Below are 17,565 nucleotides of genomic sequence, written 5' to 3'. Positions count from 1 at the left end.
TACCTATACGAGCTGTAAAGTCCTGCCTATACTAAATGTAAGGACTTACTAATATGAAAGTCCAGTTGAAAATGGTGAAGGGAGCGTTTATCGAATGAATTGGATGCCTAAACGCAAGTCCATGTTTCTGCTCTTGGTTTCTCTTCTTGTTCTTCTAAGTGCATGCAGCAGCAGCGGAGGAACGCAAGTCGCAGTAAAAAATGAAGCAGGTGGAAACAGCGGGAAAAAGGTTCAACTGCAAATGTGGTTTTGGCAGGGGGCATCATTTGAAAAGATAATACCAGAGTTTAACCGCACCCATCCGAACATCGAGATTGTTCCACAGATCTATAAGTGGGAGGACGCCCATAAGAAGCTTTTGACGGCGATGTCGGCAGGCTCGGGGGCTCCGGACATTGCGATGATCGATATTTCACAGATGGACCAATTCTTGAAGTACCCTGATAAATTTTACGACCTGAACGAGTATGGAGCTAAGGATCTGTCCAAGGATTATCTGGATTGGAAATGGAAGCAAGGCAGCGCTGGCAGCAAGCAGCTTGGATTTCCTACGGACATCGGTCCGATGGTGCTTTACTACCGCCAAGATCTGTTCCAACAAGCCGGACTCCCTTCGGAGCCTAACGATGTTGCGGCCAAGATTAAGAATTGGGACGACTTCCTCGCTGCTGGCAAAACATTAAAGGAGAAAACAGGCGCTAGTATTTTATCCAACCCTTATGAATTATATGGTGCGATTCGCGACCAGGGCAATGAACTGTACTTTGATAAAGACGAGAATTTGACAATGGATTCCAACCCGCAAATCAAGAAAGCGTTGGATTATTATAAGAAAGCCCGTGAAATGGGCATCGCTGGAGCTTATGACCAGAAAAATGCGCTGCAGGAGTACTCTGCCGCTCTGAATTCCGGCAAAATCGCTACGTACATCTCTGCCGCATGGGGCAAAGGCCACGTTGAAACCCGCGCACCGGATACGAAGGGCAAATGGCGTGCAGCCAAAATTCCGGAGGGCACCGGCAACATGGGCGGTTCGTTCTTACTTATTCCGAAGGAAACGAAGAACGCCAAGGAAGCTTACACAGCTATTAGTTGGATGCTTTCACCCCAGCAGCAGTTAGAGGTATTCAAGATTTCAGGCAATTTCCCTTCGACTCCGTCGGTCTATGGCGATAAAGCGTTCACAGAGGCGGGGTATGAATTCTGGGGCAACCAGAAGCTCGGCATCTTGTTCTCCGAGGTAGCCAAGGACGTGAAGGTACAGCGTAAAGGACCTTTCTATCAAACCGTGGAAGATATTATTAGCGATGGCATGCAGGCCGTGACGGTCGATAAGACCAAGGATCCTGACAAAGAATTCGCGGCCCTCATTGAGAAGGCCAAGACCAAATTGAAAAACAAATAGGGATGTGGCTGCGATGAGAGGGTTGAAGACGTATCTGGCGCCCTACCTGATGATATCTCCATTTTATATCTTGTTTATCGTATTCGGCTTGTTTCCGATTCTGTTCTCGCTGTACCTAGCTTTCCACTCGTGGGATGGGCTAGGGCCGATGGAGTTCGTGGGACTTCGCAATTTCCGTAACCTGCTGACCGATGATCCAGATTTCTGGAAGTCGGTCGGCAACACCTTCGTCATCTGGTTTTTTTCGACCTTACCGCAGCTGTTTCTGGCACTGGTCGTCGCATTTCTGCTCAACGCCGCTTTCGTGCGGTTCAAGGACTTTTACCGAGCGGTCTATTTTCTGCCGAATATTACGTCGATTGTGGCTGTAGCCATTATTTTCGGGTCGTTCTTCGGCAGCCAATTCGGGCTGATTAATGGGCTGTTCCAGGTCGTTGGGCTGCCCCGGATTGAATGGATCAACGATCCATTCTGGGTGAAGGTCGCTGTGTCGCTCATGGTCATTTGGCGGTGGACGGGCTACAATGCCATCATTTACTTGGCCGGGCTGCAGAGTATCCCGCATGACTTGTATGAAGCAGCTACGATTGACGGAGCGAACCGGAAGCAGCAGTTCTTCAGCATTACGCTGCCGCTGTTGAAGCCGATCATTCTGTTCACTGTGATCCTTTCGACGATTGGCGGCATGCAGTTGTTTACAGAACCCTTAATTCTAGTCGGCAATACCGGCGGGGCAACCAAAGGCGGGTTAACGCTGGTGCTGTATCTGTATAACCAAGCCTTCGGCAATCAGTTGTTCGGCTATGCTTCCGCTATCGCTTGGATGCTGTTCCTGATCATCGGTGTTTTCTCCTTCTTGAATTGGAAATTCGTTTCGAGAGGGGAGGGAATCTAATGAGATCGGAATCTTCCAAAGTAACGGTCACTCGCCGAAGCAGAGATGCCGTCGCCCTAACCAAGACCCCAGCGAAGTCCTCTTGGGCTTCAGGAACGTTCCTTATTCACATCGGGATGCTGGTCGGTACTCTATTGTCGCTATTTCCTTTTTACTGGCTGTTCGTGATGTCTACCGCAACGACTTCGGATATGTTCCGGTTTCCCCCGAGGTTTCTGCCTAGTGATCAGCTGTTGGTTAATATCGGAAAGGTTATCGATCATGTCGGGTTTTTCCGATCGTTCGGCAACAGCTTGATCGTGGCAGGTGTACACACGCTTCTGGTTCTGTTTTTTTGCTCGATGGCTGGCTTTGCCTTTGCCAAATTTTCATTTCCAGCCAAGCCGTTCCTGTTCTTCTTTCTGTTGATGACCATGATGGTGCCGCAGCAGTTGGGGCTAATTCCCCAGTTCATCATTATACAAAAGCTGGGCTGGATCAATGATCTGAAAGCCTTGATCATCCCGGGGGCGGCGAGTGCATTTGGTATCTTCTGGATGCGGCAGTATGCGGCCTCCGTGCTGCATGATGAGCTTATCAATGCAGGACGCATTGACGGCTGTAACTCTTTTGACCTGTACTATCGTGTAGCGCTTCCGGTGCTTCGCCCGGCGTTGGCGACCCTCGGCATCATTACGTTCCTGAACTCCTGGAATGATTATTTGTGGCCGCTCGTCGTCATCTCCGTACAGAACAAATTCACGATCCAGATGCTGATTGCCTCAATGAATGGCGTATACAGCACGGACTACTCTATGGTCATGGCCGCAACGCTGATGGCTACGGTACCGCTCATTATAGTGTTCTCAATCTTCAGTCGGCAGTTTATTGCCGGGCTTATGCAGGGGTCGGTGAAGGATTGACAATCCGGTGAGTATGGAAGCAATCGAAGGCAGGATATAGTTGCTATTGCAGGAAGGGGCTGCCCCAAAAGCCATGAAAAATGGCTGAGGGATAGCCCTTTTTTTGCATAAAATGCGTACAAACATTCGCCCATGGTGCTATACTAAAAGTGACGAAAAAAGATCGGTTGGAAATCGAAGTGAAAACATCAGTTTGATAAAGTCTGTTTGGGCTTAATCGCTCAAACAGGCTTTTTTTATTGGATGGAACTATTTCCCAATGGCCTACCAATCCTTCAACCTTTGAAATTTTGATATAATAGGCATATATTCTCAAACAGGAGCATGTGTGAATGGACCCCGCTGCATAGCAGCTGGCGGTTACTTCCCCCAAGAAATATTACCTACATACGAGCTTTGTACGATTTGGAGGCATACAGCATGGATTACGTAGAAATTGGTCAGGTTATTTCCGGGTTTCGGGAACGTATGACCAAGCTGGCACTTTTTGATCCTCTTTATGAGCTTCAGAGAAAGCGGCAAACCGACCGACAAAACAAACCGATAGATTTCATGGAGCTTGGTCTGCTGACTCTGCTTTACTTTTTTGAACAGAAGTTGATGCGAAACAATAAGGCGGGTGTCAAAGACTTAGCCGAGTTTCTATTGAAGGTGACGGGGATCTTCATCGATTTGGATGAAGCCGGATTTGAGGATCTGGCCAGGCAGATCACGCAAGTATTTCGCCCAACGACAGGGAAGAAGCGGGATTTTACATTTATGAATTGGGAAACCGGTCAGTCGGAGCATATTTACATATCGATTCTGAAAGCGAATGCCTTCGACTTAAAAACGAATACGCAGTACTACACGCTCGACGAAGATGGGTTGGAGCTTATTTTTGCGACCAAGGAGTTTTATACAGAATTTCAATTATCGATTCATCAGCTGGTGCTGCGCAAGCAATTGGAGAAGGGCGAGTTCGAAGGCGCACTGCGGCAAATTAATGAAATGCGAATTGATGTAGAAGCTTTGCAGGAGCGGATGGTCAAGCTGGAGCATGAGTTGAAAAGAAACATCGTGTCGGAAGAAACGTTCGGACGATATAAAGGACTGCTGGAAGATATTTATTTGCGCTTGCAGATGGAGAATGAAGAGTTTGAAGAACTGAGGCAATTCGTGAAGGAGACGAAGGATCGCGTTCAGGCACAAACGGTTAGACAAGCAGATCAACGGCCTTATGAGTTAATTTTACGCATATCCAATGAGCTGGAGAAAGTGCATGGCGAGCATTCGAATCTATTTCATCAGAGTATGGTATTGAAATCACATGCACTAGGCGCAGCGCAAGAATCCTTATATTATACCGGGTTGGATTCCTTTAATTTTGATCAGGATATAGCTTCTCTTATCTTTAGTACGCCACTGCCTTTGGAGACGATGAAAGGTGTGCTGGCACCGTTCCTGCCGGTTCAAGAGACGAAGATGTGGTCGCTTTTGACGGTATGGGCTGAGCAAAATATGCTGGAAGACGGCAGCGGTCAGGAGCGGGATGACAGGTTCCTAGAACTTGGCGGAGACAGCGACGAATATCGGTACCAGACGATGCAGAAAAAGCTGTATAAGCTTCTTATGGAGCAGCTGCTGCAAAGGATGGAAGAGCAGGGTCACGTTGAATTGAAACCGTTTATTCAATTGTTCGAAGAGAGCGAGCATGCAAGACTGCTGGGTGAGAGAGCTTTCTATGATTTCTGGATCTATCTGCATCAAAGAAGTCCGCTTCAGGCGGATGATAAGGATAAACAGCAAAATGAAGAGCAGGGTACGTTGCTGGAAGACATGTATATGCTTCTGGGAAACCGCTGTCTGGTCATCATAGAGCAAGAGGATATTATTAAGGTAAACGATAGGTTTAGCATACAGAATATGTTGATTTCATGGGGAGAACAGGATGACAATTGGACTTGAAAATGGGACAGTAATGAGAGCTTTTCGCATCTATACCTTGCTCGCTCGCGATAACGCTGCCAGCAAAGAATGGCTCCAAGAATACATGGCGGACGATGTGGTGCGTGGGCTTGTGGATCAATTCGCGCGTGAAGTCGATTGTGTGACGGTTATTGCCGGCGAACAGCTGTATATGATACCGGAGACACGGCTATCGCCTTTTCATATGAACAACGAAGTGATTAAACGTACCTATTTGCGGGCGAATGCCGTGAATGCGGATCTATATCTGATGTATGTCAGCATCATTGTGTTGATTGGGGCCTTTTATGACAGCTACCAAACGATGGAGCCAACGAGAAGCTTTATCGGAATTGAAGAGTGGACGGAGCTTGTGAATGAGCGAATAGCGTTATTGAAGACGCATCCTGAAGCTGAATTAAGAGAGATGGAGAAGGAATTTTCCTATAACTGGACAGCCTTGATTGAAAAATGGAGTGCCATGGACGATATCAAGGAAACAGCTGCGAGGCAAAGCGGGAATACGATTAGCAGGGTTAGCTTTATGGATTCTGTCCGCAAGTTTCTGGTCGCCCAAGAGTTAGTGATCGATATTGGCAACCAGGAAATTACGTTAACCGAAAAGGCCAAAGTAGTTGTTCAGCGTTATTTTATGGAGCTGGAATATAACCGTGGCATTTTGGAGTTTTTATATCAAAGCGATGCAAATGAGGGGGAGGGAAGCGAACATGCCAGCCATCTCTAAAATACGTTTTACGAATGTGGTCTATGAGGATGGAAATAAGCGCTACAACGATGAATTGTTTCATTTCGATGGGCATAATGGCGCGATTCTGTTGGAAAATGGAGGAGGCAAGACGGTTTTTATTCAATCTGCGATTCAAGCCATACTGCCGCATGCGGAGCTTGCCGGTCGTAAAATGAAGGATACGTTAAGTCTCGAAAACGGCCCTGCGCATATCGCAATCGAGTGGATTCTGAGTGAACGGCCACGGAGATATGTGGTTACTTGCGTTAGTTTGTTTCTGACAGCAACAGGAATAGATTCCTTTCGGTATGTCTATGATTATCCGGAGCTTGATGCAGATAGCATTGATCGGATACCTTTTGTCAAGGAAAGTGCAGGCAACCTTCGAGCAGCGGATAAAGGCGAAATCCATGATTATTACCACCAGATGACGTCGAAAAGAATGAACGCGAAGCTACCGCCTACGATAAAAGATTACAAGAAAGTTTTGGAAAATGATTATCACATTATCGCATCAGAGTGGGATCGTATTGCGAAGATCAACAGCTCAGAGGGCGGTGTAGAGAGCTTTTTTGATGAATGTAAAACGACGAGCCAATTGTTCGATCGCTTGTTGATCCCAACGGTCGAAGATGCGATGGGAGGATACGAACAAGGCGAGTTCGCGAATAATTTTGAAATGCACAGGGACAGCTTCAAAAAATATAAAGAATTAAAAGAGAAAATCGAAGAAAATAAAAAAATCCTCGTTGAATTGGATGGCTATGTGCTTCATTTTGCCAAAATGGATGCCAAACAGGTGGCTTATGCAGCTGCCCAGGCTGAAACGAAGGCCTATTGGTTATTAGTCAATGAGCAGAAAAATGAGGAAAGCGCCAAGCTTTCACAATGGCACCGTCAAATGTCAGAATGCGACCAGCAGTTGCTGTTATTGGCTCGGAAGAAAGAATCCCTTCAGATTGCAAAGCAAAAACAGGAGCAATCCGCTTTGGAAACAAAGCTAAGATTGGTCGAGGAAGACGTTGAACGGAAAGAGGCGCAAGTACGAAGTGCTAAGCAGCACTACTACTCTCTGCGTTTGGCCGACTACAAGCAGCAGTGGACCTCTGCAGAAGAGCGCATGAATTATTTGCAGCGCGAACTTGATCAATTCGGAAATACCGAGGATGAGGTTGTTCTCCGGGAAGCATGGATCAATAACGGCGGGCAAATTCGCAGTATTTACAGCAAGATGGAGCAAGAGTGGCAGGTGGAAGAAGAGAAACTCAGGCAGGAATTAGATGCTTATCAGAATAGGACGGTCTTAGAGGAAACGATTCTGAGAGATCTATCGAGCGAACTAGAGGAATTGAACAAGCAGCTCATTGAACATAGATCCATTGTGCAGGCTCGCGAGAAAGATAGGGACGTGCTTAAGATCAATGTTCTGGCAAATCCAGCGGTCGAGAGCATGGAAGGCAGTATGTCGGATTGGATTCAGCGTTATCAGAAGTTGGATGACAGCAATGTGCTGCTTGTGCAGAAAAACAAGGATTTGGCATTCGGTAAGGAGGAAAGCGGAAGAGAGCTGGAACGAGTTAATGAAAACCTTAAGATCGCCTATGTGCAACGCGTCAGCTCAGAGCAAAATCTCGAAGCATTTAAAAAAGAACACCAATCCATGCTTACTGAAATTGCTGCGTACAGGGCTTCATGGGGGAGACTCTCATCCGTTTATGAGAAGCAGAGTTCGATTGAAGAACGGCTTAGGGAGGATTTGGAAAAGCTGCACCTGGATAAGGAAGCTTATTTGTTGAAAGAGCGCCTTGCTTTTCGCTATATCGATGATTATAGCTACCAGCATACTTTTTTTGCAGATGTCTATGTGGCAGGATTGGTGGACAAATGGCGAAATCAATTCGCGTTATTGGAGACAGGCATTCAATATTTGCAGGGTTTAGACCTAACCGAGCGGGCAATGACACATCCTCTCTGGTGCGTGACTTTGATTACGACAGAAGAAGAGGTTGGGTTATTAACAAGCAAGCTGCGGCAGTATGCGGAGGATATGCAGTTCCCGATTCAAGTCATCTCATCGCAGGAAGCATCGCGTCTAGCCAATATGGATACACCGATAGCTGTGCAAGAAAAAGCTTGGGTTGAACCGCAGCATTGGCGTGAAAATGCGGATGTCGCTGAATTTGCGAGCTGGAAACAAGCGATATCTCAAAAAGGCGAAGAGGTCCTGACAGCACGTAAAGTAAAGGAAAGTGAATTGCAGCGTACGTCTGATTTACAAACTTCTTTCTCTCGATTCATTGCTTCATACCCGCTTGAGGTCGTACAAGAGATGGAAAGGCAAGTTGGACTTAAGCGCGAACAAGTGCGTGAATTAGAGAGACAAGAGGATTTCAATCAGGAAATCGGTGCGACAGGCTGAGCAAACGATACAACAGCACAATAGCATCATGGACGAGCAAAAAGGTGAAATGATTCAGCTTCAGCAATGGATTGAAAAAGGACGGACATATGTCGAGCTGGGGAAAGAAATCGACGCATTGAACGGGGTCATCGATCTGCTTGTTGAACAGGCAGAAGATCAGCAAAGCAAGTGGAATAGCAGGCAGCGCTCTATGGAGCAAGTGAAGCTGCAGATCGAATCCGTGAAAAGCAGAATGAACTATTTGAGAACCGAGAAAGCGAGTCAACAAAATCAAGAGCTGTATATGGAGACTGTCGATGTGCAGCCGATTAAAGCGAATTATAGCTTAGAGTGGTTGAAAACGGAACGGAAGGATTTAGATCTCAAGTTAAATCGTATATCCCAGGGGCGTCAACAGCTTGAAGCGGAGTGGAATCATGCCAAGACCAGCAGAACAACGCTGGAGAAGGAGATGAATAAGCTTCGACTGGAGCAAACTGACTTGGATTTAAATGAAGATCTTGCGTTTACCGCGACCGGTGAAGAACAGATGTCGCAGCTGTTATCGGAGCTCAAAGACTATGAATTCCGGTTGTCTCGTGACAAAGAAGAATTTACGCGAGTTGAGAAGCAATTTGATGCATTGTCGACGAGAATTAAACTGCTCATTGAGCAGTATGGTGCTGCGCATTCGGGTGGGCTACCTGTAACCTTTACGGAGTCTCTGGCTGTGGTGGATGAGCAAGTCCAAAGCGAAGATGCACGCCTGCAGCAGCAGAAGACTGGATTACAGCAGCTGCATACACAAATTCAGGCTCAATTAGGCAAAATCGAAGATGTTATCCAATACTTGAATCAGTACAAAATCATGCATGGGTTTGAAAATCCACTTATTCAGGCTTCATTTATTACGCAAGAGCTGAAAGCAGAGTTTCCGTTTGACAGGATGAAAATGGTCCGAAAATCCGTGACTTTGCTGTCTGGCGTTATGAAAGAACTGGAAGCAGAAGAGACATTGGTAAAAAAGGCGAGAGTTCATTTTATCGATTTTTGCCGGAAACAAATCAAAGATATCAAAATGAGAGATATGGCTGAGCAAGGTGTCGAGAAAAAAGACAACTATCAGGAGCTAACGCAATTTCAACAGAAAATGCACAGCCGGATTGAACGTGTCAACCATGTCGCAGAAGAAACGATGCGTACACATAATCAACAGCTCGAGCAGTATATCATTCATGTGCACAGCCATATCAAGCTGATCGCTTCTGAACTTCGAGATATTCCTAACAAAACCAGAGTCAAGGTCGAGGATCAGTGGAAGCACATTTACTCGTTTCAAATTCCCGAATGGGATGAGCTGGAAGCCAAGGACCATCTGCGCAAGCATCTGGAATGGATTTTGGCTGAACTGGAAAAAGGTTCCTACCGTGATGACAACGGTCAAGAAGTGAAATCGACGGTACGCAAGGAGATTGAGAAATGGCTGGATACCAAGCAGCTTCTGCACATTGTTTTACAGGAAAGGCCGATGAAAGTATCCTGCCGCAAAGTAACTAATGAGAATAACGTAACGAAGGCGTCCTTCTCTTGGGAGCAGTCTAATAATTGGTCTGGCGGGGAAAAATGGAGCAAGAATATGACCTTGTTCTTGGGATTACTCAACTATGTCGCCGAAAAACGTCAACATATTCAAGCGAATATGAAAAGACATCGTACCGTGATCCTCGATAATCCCTTCGGGAAAGCGTCGAGTGACCATGTACTCAGTCCTGTATTTTTTATAGCCGAGCAGCTCGGCTTCCAGATCATAGCGCTCACAGCGCATGCGGAAGGCAAGTTTCTTAAAGACTATTTTCCAGTCGTCTTTAGCTGCAGGCTCAGACAAGCAGCAAATGGAAGTAAACTAGTCATGACCAAAGAGAAGGAAATTAACCAGGCCTATTTCCGTGATTACGCACCGATTTCATTAGAAAGATTAGGGGATGTTAAGCAGATGGAGTTATTCATATAGCTGCTGTTTTATTTCCTGGTGAAAAGTAAAATAGACATTAAGAAAGTCTGCCCTATCTCCTGTGGTTACGCATCGGAGATCAGGCAGGCTCTTTTTGACGGAAGAATTTATACGTTTTGGGTTTGGGGTAAGCAAAGCTTACTTTTTTTATTCGTACGCTTCCCGGAGAGTTCTCGCTGAAAGCGCGTTTTCGACGCTTAGTTGTTTGGTCGCTCCAGTTTAAGCGCGTTTTCCGTGCTTATTTACTGCGGACGCGCGAGACAGTCTGCTGAGAAGTCGATTTTCGGCTTCTCAGAATCTGACAACGAGCTTCTGCTCGCAGAGCGCTCGCTGAAAGCGCGGTTTTCACGCTTATTTGTTTGGGCGCTCCAGTTTAAGCGCGTTTTCCGCACTTATTTACTGCGGACGCGCAGGACAGTCTGCTGAGAAGTCGAATTTCGACTTCTCAGACTCTGTCAACGAGTCTTGGCTCGCAGAGCTCTCGCTGAAAGCGCGTTTTCCTTTGTCCGGGCGTTCCTGTTCCTTGATGGTTTTTTTTATGAGAGTCAAATTTTTCTATGCGTTACTGCAGCACTTCTTGTATTTTTTACCGCTTCCGCAATGACAAGGGTCGTTACGTCCTACTTTATCCATCTTCATGTAGGAGGTGGTTGATACTGGACTTACTGGACTTTTACCCGTAAAGTGCCGATTTATCTCATTTGTTCGTTTGGCGCGTCTTTTATTCTCTTCTTCTAGCTCCAGCTTCCAGAGACTCCTCTGAGGCAGCAGAGTGTCAGACATTATACAATGGGCATAAAGCGTTTCTTTGAGATTCAGGTGTCCGCTGTCATAGCCATTCTCCACGAGTTCTTGCACCAAGGGAATACCTATAGTGGAGCCTAACTCGCACAGTCCGTCGGCCAGCTTTGTTGCATAAGTGATATCATTCTCGCTGGGAAGCAGCGCAAGGAGTGCTTTCTCAGAAGCAGGCAGCTTAATATTTCCGAACACATCCGATGCAAAGAGGCGATAGTATTCCTCGGATGCTGCAGTGTATTTTTCAGCTAATGTCGTAATGACAGATTCAGTGCCAATCCGAACAAGGGCCTTCACAGCAGTTTCCGGCAGAACATCATCTTCAGCTCCCACAAAGCTGCATAGTAATGGAATTGCCGTTTCCAGCTGCATTTCACCTGCCAATTGTGTGTAAAAGATCGTCTCGTAACTAAAATCGTCCGGATCGTAGGAATCAAGTACATTCAAAATGTAGTCAGGCGATACACTCTTGCGGTGTGCGAGTTCATGTATCAGTTGGTCGCCATAAAATGTATCAATGTCATTATAGTATTTGCCGTAAGCTTCTTTAATGAAATGTTCGAATGCATCGAAGAGAGCATCATTTTCCAAAATTGCAATGTTCATTCTGGTTTGTATCCGTTTATTTAACTCCTCAGTCTTAGTCAGAACATCCAGATAAGGTTCAAGCAGAGATAGATCGCTATGAATGAGAATGTTAAATAAATGAAATTTGGTGTTGGCATCCATATTCGCTGCTTGAAGAAGCTCCATGATCTCTGAGATCGTTTCCTGTGATTGAGTGAATAAGCGGGCTGCGAACAGGTGGAAGGTCTCACCCTTCTTAACTTGTTTCAGCCTTTGAAGGACGAGCGGCATAAGTGTAGCATCATTCAAATATAAATTGCTGTTAGAAAAATAATTGATCGCAGCGTGGCTAACGACTAGCTCCGGGTGTAAAATAAACGGTTTAACCTGAATAGGTGTGAGCACGGAGAACAACCTTTCTTTCTAGTTTTGCTATATTAAAATATTGTCTATAATTATAATACAATACTAGAATGAGTTTGAAAAAGAAACTGTATGGCGAGGAGGAACAGATGTTCATGGCCACGTTGAATCATAAAAAAAAGCAGACGAAACCGGAGTTGGCAGCTAGTTTAAAAGAAGAGGAAATCCGTTATATCCTTCACGCAGCAGATAGTTTGATCGGTAGTGGAGGAAGGAACATGTTGGCTAAAATTTTAAAGGGTTCACGCGATAAAAAGCTGTTGGAGCTGGAACTGAACACGAATATGGCTTATGGCTACTATGGTTACTTGACTCTAGAGCAAATTACAGAACGAGTCGATTGGATGATCAAGAATGATTTTCTTGAATTGCAGTACAATCGCGATATGCCCCTTCTTATTTTCACAAAAAAAGGATGGCTGATCCAGTGTGATCAGATGGCTGATCTGCTGCTTCATCAGTGGAGACAGTGGATTGGAGCCGGAATTGGCGACATGGATATGACCTATCTGAAAGATCGCAACCGAGGCTTGATTCTGCTTTTTTTACAGAAAGTTGCTGGCACTTCGGATGAACGCTTCATTCCACTGCTCAAGCAGTGGCAGCTTGTCGATTATCAGAAGGTGAAGAAAGCGATAAGGGATGTGATTGCTCATCTTCAAAATAAGGGGAAGAGTCCCCTAGTTCTAGAAGGTGAAGCACCTCAAGTGGAAATTACTTCCGATCTGTTCCATCAACCGCGCGAAGTGGAACGACTTAAATGCTGGGAATGTGGAAAACGTTTTGAATGGATGGTAGAGGAACAGGATGTTTTCCGTATGCGTGGATGGGATCCGCCAAAACGTTGTTCTTCTTGTCGGGATGAACGCCGTAGGCAAAAAGAAGGCTTCACATGGAATGATTTTGATTAAGCCATCGTGTTATGATGTTATACAGCAGGAGGGGTAACATGGAGGCGCTTGCACTTCTGCTCTTTGAGCGTATGGGTATTCTGTTGATCGTAACGTTTATCTTAACGCGAATTCCTATCGTTCGTCAGCTTCTGGACAGAAAAATGTCCGTTATGAATACGATTTATTTCATCTGTTTATTCGGCTTGTTCGGCATTCTTGGTACCTATGCAGGTGTGGTGATCGAGGGGGGAGTTGTGTCGTCTTCCTTTTGGATCTTTCCTCTGCAGTCCGATCAAGCATTAGCCCATTCCGCTCTGGTTGGTGTTGTCATCGGAGGTTTAATGGGGGGACCTCTTGTGGGGGTCGGCGCGGGTTTAATTACTGGAAGCCACTTATATATGATGGGTGGATTTACTGGTTTGGCGGGCGGAATCGCCGCTCCGCTGACCGGATTATTAGCGGGAGGAGTGGCGAGATTCTTCTTGCAGGAACGGGTCATTTCTCCAGCTAAAGCTATTTTTATCGGCATGTTCGCACCTATCGTGCAGATGGGAATTATCCTTATTGTATCAGCGCCATCCGAGAAAGCGATTGAACTTGTGGACTTGATCGGCATTCCAATGGTGCTTACGAACAGCATCTCCATCGCGATTTTCACAACCATGCTGCGTGTTGTATTTCGAGAAGAGGAACGCGCTGTTGCTTATGAAACTCAGCGCGCCCTGCATATTGCAGAAGCTGCGCTGCCTCATCTGAAACAGGGATTAACTTATCAATCAGCAGATGCGATCACTAGGTTACTGCTAAGGGAGCTTAAGACGGCGGCCGTTGCTGTTACCGATGCGGAGAACATTCTTGCTCACGCTGGGCTCGGTGATAGGATTCTCATACCCGGTGAGCCGATTCGCTCTGAGCTTTCGAGGCAAGCCATTGGAACGGGAAAGCTGCAAATCGCTCTTAACCACGAGGATATCCAACCGAATCATAGATTGCTTAGAGCTGCGATCATAGTTCCGATCAAGCAGGCTGGACAAGTTGCAGGTTTGATCAAGCTATATTTTAAAAAACCGCAAGAAATTCGTTCGGTTGAGATCGTACTTGCAGAAGGATTAGGCAAACTATTGTCTTATCAACTTAGTGTGGCTCTGCATGAGAGTATGGAGGCATTAATGAAGGAATCCGAACTAAGGATCCTGCAGTCGCAAATCAATCCGCATTTCTTATTCAATACTTTGAACTCAATAATCTCCCTGATTCGAATTGAGCCTGATATGGCAAGGCATATTACTATGCAGCTTAGTACTTATATGAGGCTCAACATAAAGCTTATTGCGTCTCATACGATTTCGATCCAACAAGAAATCATGCACCTTAGCTCGTATTTGGAAATTATCCAGATTCGATTCAAGGATCAGATCACGATGGAAGTTCAGTTAGACTCTGATTTGCTGATAGCTATGATTCCTCCCGTTACGCTGCAGCCCTTGGTTGAGAACTGTATCAAACATGGATTGAAAGATAGGAATCACGGCGGGCGAATCCGAATAGCAGTGTTGAACCATGAGGATACTTTACAAATATCAATCGAAGATAACGGAAGCGGCATACCCCCTGATTTGCTAGAGCAATTAGGCAAAGGTCCGGTAAACAGCAGCGAGGGGAACGGGATTGGTGTTTACAATGTCAATCAACGGCTGATCGGCTTGTTTGGCGAGGAATCTCGACTTTTTATCGAAAATAATGTAAATGGCGGATGTAGATTTTCATTTAACATTCCTGGGAAAAGTACCGAAAGGAGGGGATACGTAGGTGAGAACCATTAAGGTCATGATTGCTGAAGATGAGTGGTTAGCCCGTAAAGAGCTGATCTACCTGTTGGGGATGGAAGAGGATATAGAGCTGATGCCGCATGCCTCCAACGGTAAGGAGTTATTGGAGCTTGTTAAAGAATGGGAGCCAGACGCTATATTTTTGGATATACAAATGCCGGAATTAGATGGCCTGCAAGCCGCCCGTATGCTGAAAACTGCTGCACAAGCACCCCTAATTGTATTTACAACGGCCCACGATGATCATGCGGTTGAGGCGTTCGGGTTGAATGCTGTTGATTATTTACTTAAACCTTATAGTACTGAGCGTCTAAAGGAATCACTGGCACGGATTCGCAGTAAGCTTTCCAATAGCCCACTGACGACGTCACTGCCTAGCAAAATGCAATTTTCCTCCAAAGCAAGGAACTGGAATAAATTATTGATCATAGACGGGGAAAAGCATGTCCTGCTTGATCCTGAGACCATCCTTTATGCCGAGAGGGAAGAGAAAAGCATCCATATCTATACGTATTCCAACCAGATTTATATGAGCAAAATGAGCCTGCAGGAATTGGAAAATAAGCTCGGGGAACTCCCTTTTTTTCGTCCTCATCGCAGTTATTTGGTTAATTTAAATGGTATTGATGAATTAGTTCCGTGGTTCAATGGCGCTTTTAATTTGATTTTGAAAAATGAAACAAGAACGCAAATACCCGTTTCACGGGAGATGGCCAAAGAGCTGTTTAGGCTGCTTAAATGAAAATGAAACCGTTTAAAGCTCCTTTTTAGGCAATTCAGGCAGGGAATATGACGATTCGCGACAGTCTTAATACAAAGGGCAAAAATTCGCATATAATCAACTTGAAGACGCTTACATTAGGAGGGACTAAGCAAATGTCAAACGGCAAGCCTATTCAATATGGGGAAGTGGCACAGTCAGAAAAATTCAAGAAATTAATCGGCAGCAAAAAACGATTCATTATTCCGATGACAGTCTTTTTCCTCCTTTTTTACTTTACTCTACCCATCTTAACCTCTTACACGAAAGTATTGAATAATCCGGCAATCGGTCCTATTTCGTGGGCATGGGTGTACGCATTTGCCCAGTTTCTGATGACTTGGGCACTCTGTATCATTTACTCCAGGAAATCCAAGGAATTCGACCGACAAATTGAAGAAATAAAATCGGAAATTGGGGGTAATTCGTTATGAGTCCAACAGCCGTCATTCTATTTCTTTGCATTATTTTATTAACAATCATTATTACGTATTATGCAGCTAAAAAAACAGACAGCTCGAATGAGTTTTATACGGGTGGCGGTGGATTAACAGGTTGGCAGAACGGACTTGCGATTGCCGGAGATTATATGTCGGCAGCATCGTTCTTGGGAATCGCAGGGACGATCGCCTTGACTGGATTTGATGGATTCTTCTATAGTTTAGGTTTTCTAGTTGCTTATCTTGTCGTCCTCTATTTAGTGGCGGAACCGCTTCGGAATTTAGGGAAATATACGATGGCGGATATGATCGCGGCACGATTTGCTAATCAGAATGTTCGTGGGGTTGCCGCATTAAACACTATCACCATTTCCATCTTCTATATGATCGCGCAGCTTGTTGGTGCGGGTGCTTTGATCAAACTATTATTCGGCTTTAATTACTATACCTCAGTATTAATTGTGGGCATCCTGATGACTATCTATGTGGTATTCGGCGGAATGAGGGCCACGAGTTGGGTGCAAATTACAAAAGCAGTTCTTCTGATGGGTGGTACGTTGATCCTGTCACTTATCGTTCTAGCTAAGTTTAATTTCAGTATTTCCGAAATGTTCACCCAAATGAAAACAGCAACACCCTTGAAAGAGGCGTTTTTAAATCCTGGTAACAAATATAAGATTCCGGTTGAAACGCTCTCCCTCAACCTTGCACTGGTGCTCGGAACTGCCGGATTACCGCATATTCTTACTCGTTTCTATACGGTGAAAAATGCTGCTACGGCAAGAAGTTCTGTCGTCTCGGCAACATGGGTAATCGGTATTTTCTATGTCATGACCTTATTCCTTGGTTTTGGGGCTGCGGCATTTGTTGGCGCTAAGGATATCACAGCGATTGATAAAGGTGGAAACATGGCTGCACCGCTATTGGCCAAAGCGCTAGGCGGGGACTTCTTGTTTGCTTTTATTTCCGCGGTTGCTTTTGCTACGATATTAGCGGTTGTTACCGGATTGGTGCTTTCTGCTGCTTCAGCTTTCTCCCATGATTTTTACGGACAAATCGTTCGTAAAGGCAAAGCGACGGATAAGGAAGAATTGAAAATAGCCCGTTTCGCTTCGATTGGAGTAGCCGTGCTCTCGATTATTTTGGCATTGTTTGCCCAAAAGCTCAATGTAGCTTTCTTGGTATCCATTGCCTTCGCTGTTGCGGCAAGCGCCAATTTGCCAGTCATTCTCTTCACCGTCTACTGGAAAAGGTTTAATACGACGGGCGCGATTGTCGGTATGTTAAGTGGACTTTTAAGCTGTATCCTTCTTGTTGCTGTGGGTCCAAATATTTGGGGAGAGGCAGGAAAGGCGATTCTGGTGGGCAATCCGCTTATTAATTTGGCCAATCCCGGCATTATCTCCATTCCGCTTGGATTCCTTGGAGCCTATATCGGAACGATGCTTTCCACACAAAGAGATGATGTCAAATATACAGAAATTAATGTAAAAGCAAATACGGGCATGTAAGCAGCCCATTCTCTTGAACGCCAAGAAACATGCAG

Annotated in this window: 13 protein-coding genes; 12 read left to right on the top strand and 1 reads right to left on the bottom strand. The window is 45.4% G+C overall.

From position 1 onward, the window contains the following. Positions 1 to 94: 94 nt before the first annotated feature. The 7 genes from QFZ78_RS15520 (at position 95) to QFZ78_RS15490 (ending at position 10,309) form a co-directional block, all read left to right on the top strand. Positions 95 to 1,405, top strand: coding sequence for an ABC transporter substrate-binding protein (locus QFZ78_RS15520; RefSeq protein WP_307548813.1), 1,311 nt, complete (start codon positions 95 to 97; stop codon positions 1,403 to 1,405). A gap of 13 nt (positions 1,406 to 1,418) precedes the next feature. Continuing rightward, positions 1,419 to 2,300, top strand: a complete 882-nt coding sequence (locus tag QFZ78_RS15515) for a carbohydrate ABC transporter permease (RefSeq protein WP_307548811.1) — start codon at positions 1,419 to 1,421, stop codon at positions 2,298 to 2,300. Then, the gene (locus QFZ78_RS15510; protein WP_307548810.1) at positions 2,300 to 3,202 is read left to right on the top strand and encodes a carbohydrate ABC transporter permease; all 903 of its coding nucleotides are present in this window, start codon (positions 2,300 to 2,302) and stop codon (positions 3,200 to 3,202) included. Before QFZ78_RS15515 ends, QFZ78_RS15510 begins: the two co-directional genes overlap by 1 nt. 420 nt (positions 3,203 to 3,622) lie before the next feature. Then, on the top strand, positions 3,623 to 5,149 hold the full coding sequence (locus QFZ78_RS15505) for a replicative DNA helicase (RefSeq protein ID WP_307548809.1): 1,527 nt from the start codon (positions 3,623 to 3,625) through the stop codon (positions 5,147 to 5,149). Then, positions 5,133 to 5,894: a DUF6063 family protein gene (locus tag QFZ78_RS15500; protein ID WP_307548807.1), complete on the top strand. Its 762-nt coding sequence runs from the start codon at positions 5,133 to 5,135 to the stop codon at positions 5,892 to 5,894. The genes QFZ78_RS15505 and QFZ78_RS15500 overlap by 17 nt, the downstream gene beginning before the upstream one ends. Beyond that, complete coding sequence (locus QFZ78_RS15495) at positions 5,878 to 8,316, top strand: hypothetical protein (RefSeq protein ID WP_307548805.1); 2,439 nt, start codon at positions 5,878 to 5,880, stop codon at positions 8,314 to 8,316. The genes QFZ78_RS15500 and QFZ78_RS15495 overlap by 17 nt, the downstream gene beginning before the upstream one ends. Positions 8,317 to 8,344: 28 nt before the next feature. Next, positions 8,345 to 10,309, top strand: coding sequence for a coiled-coil domain-containing protein (locus QFZ78_RS15490; RefSeq protein ID WP_307548803.1), 1,965 nt, complete (start codon positions 8,345 to 8,347; stop codon positions 10,307 to 10,309). 555 nt (positions 10,310 to 10,864) lie between these two features. On the opposite strand, the gene QFZ78_RS15485 is transcribed toward QFZ78_RS15490, so the two are convergent. Further along, on the bottom strand, positions 10,865 to 12,079 hold the full coding sequence (locus QFZ78_RS15485; protein ID WP_307548801.1) for an SEC-C metal-binding domain-containing protein: 1,215 nt from the start codon (positions 12,077 to 12,079) through the stop codon (positions 10,865 to 10,867). Positions 12,080 to 12,192: 113 nt separating this feature from the next. Here QFZ78_RS15485 and QFZ78_RS15480 point away from each other — a divergent pair, with 113 nt between their 5' ends. The 5 genes from QFZ78_RS15480 (at position 12,193) to QFZ78_RS15460 (ending at position 17,530) form a co-directional block, all read left to right on the top strand. Beyond that, positions 12,193 to 13,008: an RQC-minor-1 family DNA-binding protein gene (locus tag QFZ78_RS15480; RefSeq protein ID WP_307548799.1), complete on the top strand. Its 816-nt coding sequence runs from the start codon at positions 12,193 to 12,195 to the stop codon at positions 13,006 to 13,008. 38 nt (positions 13,009 to 13,046) lie between these two features. Then, positions 13,047 to 14,813: a LytS/YhcK type 5TM receptor domain-containing protein gene (locus tag QFZ78_RS15475; protein ID WP_307548797.1), complete on the top strand. Its 1,767-nt coding sequence runs from the start codon at positions 13,047 to 13,049 to the stop codon at positions 14,811 to 14,813. After that, the gene (locus QFZ78_RS15470; protein WP_307548795.1) at positions 14,800 to 15,561 is read left to right on the top strand and encodes a LytR/AlgR family response regulator transcription factor; all 762 of its coding nucleotides are present in this window, start codon (positions 14,800 to 14,802) and stop codon (positions 15,559 to 15,561) included. The genes QFZ78_RS15475 and QFZ78_RS15470 overlap by 14 nt, the downstream gene beginning before the upstream one ends. Before the next feature lie 134 nt (positions 15,562 to 15,695). Further along, positions 15,696 to 16,013 (top strand): DUF485 domain-containing protein, encoded by a 318-nt coding sequence (locus QFZ78_RS15465; RefSeq protein ID WP_307548792.1) that lies wholly within the window; start codon positions 15,696 to 15,698, stop codon positions 16,011 to 16,013. Further along, a complete protein-coding gene (locus QFZ78_RS15460; RefSeq protein WP_307548791.1) occupies positions 16,010 to 17,530 on the top strand; it encodes a solute symporter family protein in 1,521 nt (506 codons plus the stop codon). Before QFZ78_RS15465 ends, QFZ78_RS15460 begins: the two co-directional genes overlap by 4 nt. The last annotated feature ends 35 nt before the right edge of the window (positions 17,531 to 17,565 follow it).

The sequence above is a fragment of the Paenibacillus sp. V4I5 genome (assembly GCF_030817255.1).
Classification (GTDB): domain Bacteria; phylum Bacillota; class Bacilli; order Paenibacillales; family NBRC-103111; genus Paenibacillus_E.
Note: the sequence above shows the minus strand (reverse complement) of the source record. Positions and strands in the feature narration are given on the sequence as shown.

Excerpts from the sequence above, each read along its gene's own strand:
- QFZ78_RS15520 (WP_307548813.1), top strand. The coding sequence starts at position 95 with ATGAATTGGATGCCTAAACGCAAGTCCATGTTTCTGCTCTTGGTTTCT.
- QFZ78_RS15515 (WP_307548811.1), top strand. The coding sequence starts at position 1,419 with ATGAGAGGGTTGAAGACGTATCTGGCGCCCTACCTGATGATATCTCCA.
- QFZ78_RS15465 (WP_307548792.1), top strand. The coding sequence starts at position 15,696 with ATGTCAAACGGCAAGCCTATTCAATATGGGGAAGTGGCACAGTCAGAA.
- QFZ78_RS15460 (WP_307548791.1), top strand. The coding sequence starts at position 16,010 with ATGAGTCCAACAGCCGTCATTCTATTTCTTTGCATTATTTTATTAACA.
- QFZ78_RS15500 (WP_307548807.1), top strand. The coding sequence starts at position 5,133 with ATGACAATTGGACTTGAAAATGGGACAGTAATGAGAGCTTTTCGCATC.
- QFZ78_RS15505 (WP_307548809.1), top strand. The coding sequence starts at position 3,623 with ATGGATTACGTAGAAATTGGTCAGGTTATTTCCGGGTTTCGGGAACGT.
- QFZ78_RS15475 (WP_307548797.1), top strand. The coding sequence starts at position 13,047 with ATGGAGGCGCTTGCACTTCTGCTCTTTGAGCGTATGGGTATTCTGTTG.
- QFZ78_RS15495 (WP_307548805.1), top strand. The coding sequence starts at position 5,878 with ATGCCAGCCATCTCTAAAATACGTTTTACGAATGTGGTCTATGAGGAT.
- QFZ78_RS15480 (WP_307548799.1), top strand. The coding sequence starts at position 12,193 with ATGGCCACGTTGAATCATAAAAAAAAGCAGACGAAACCGGAGTTGGCA.
- QFZ78_RS15490 (WP_307548803.1), top strand. The coding sequence starts at position 8,345 with ATGGACGAGCAAAAAGGTGAAATGATTCAGCTTCAGCAATGGATTGAA.
- QFZ78_RS15510 (WP_307548810.1), top strand. The coding sequence starts at position 2,300 with ATGAGATCGGAATCTTCCAAAGTAACGGTCACTCGCCGAAGCAGAGAT.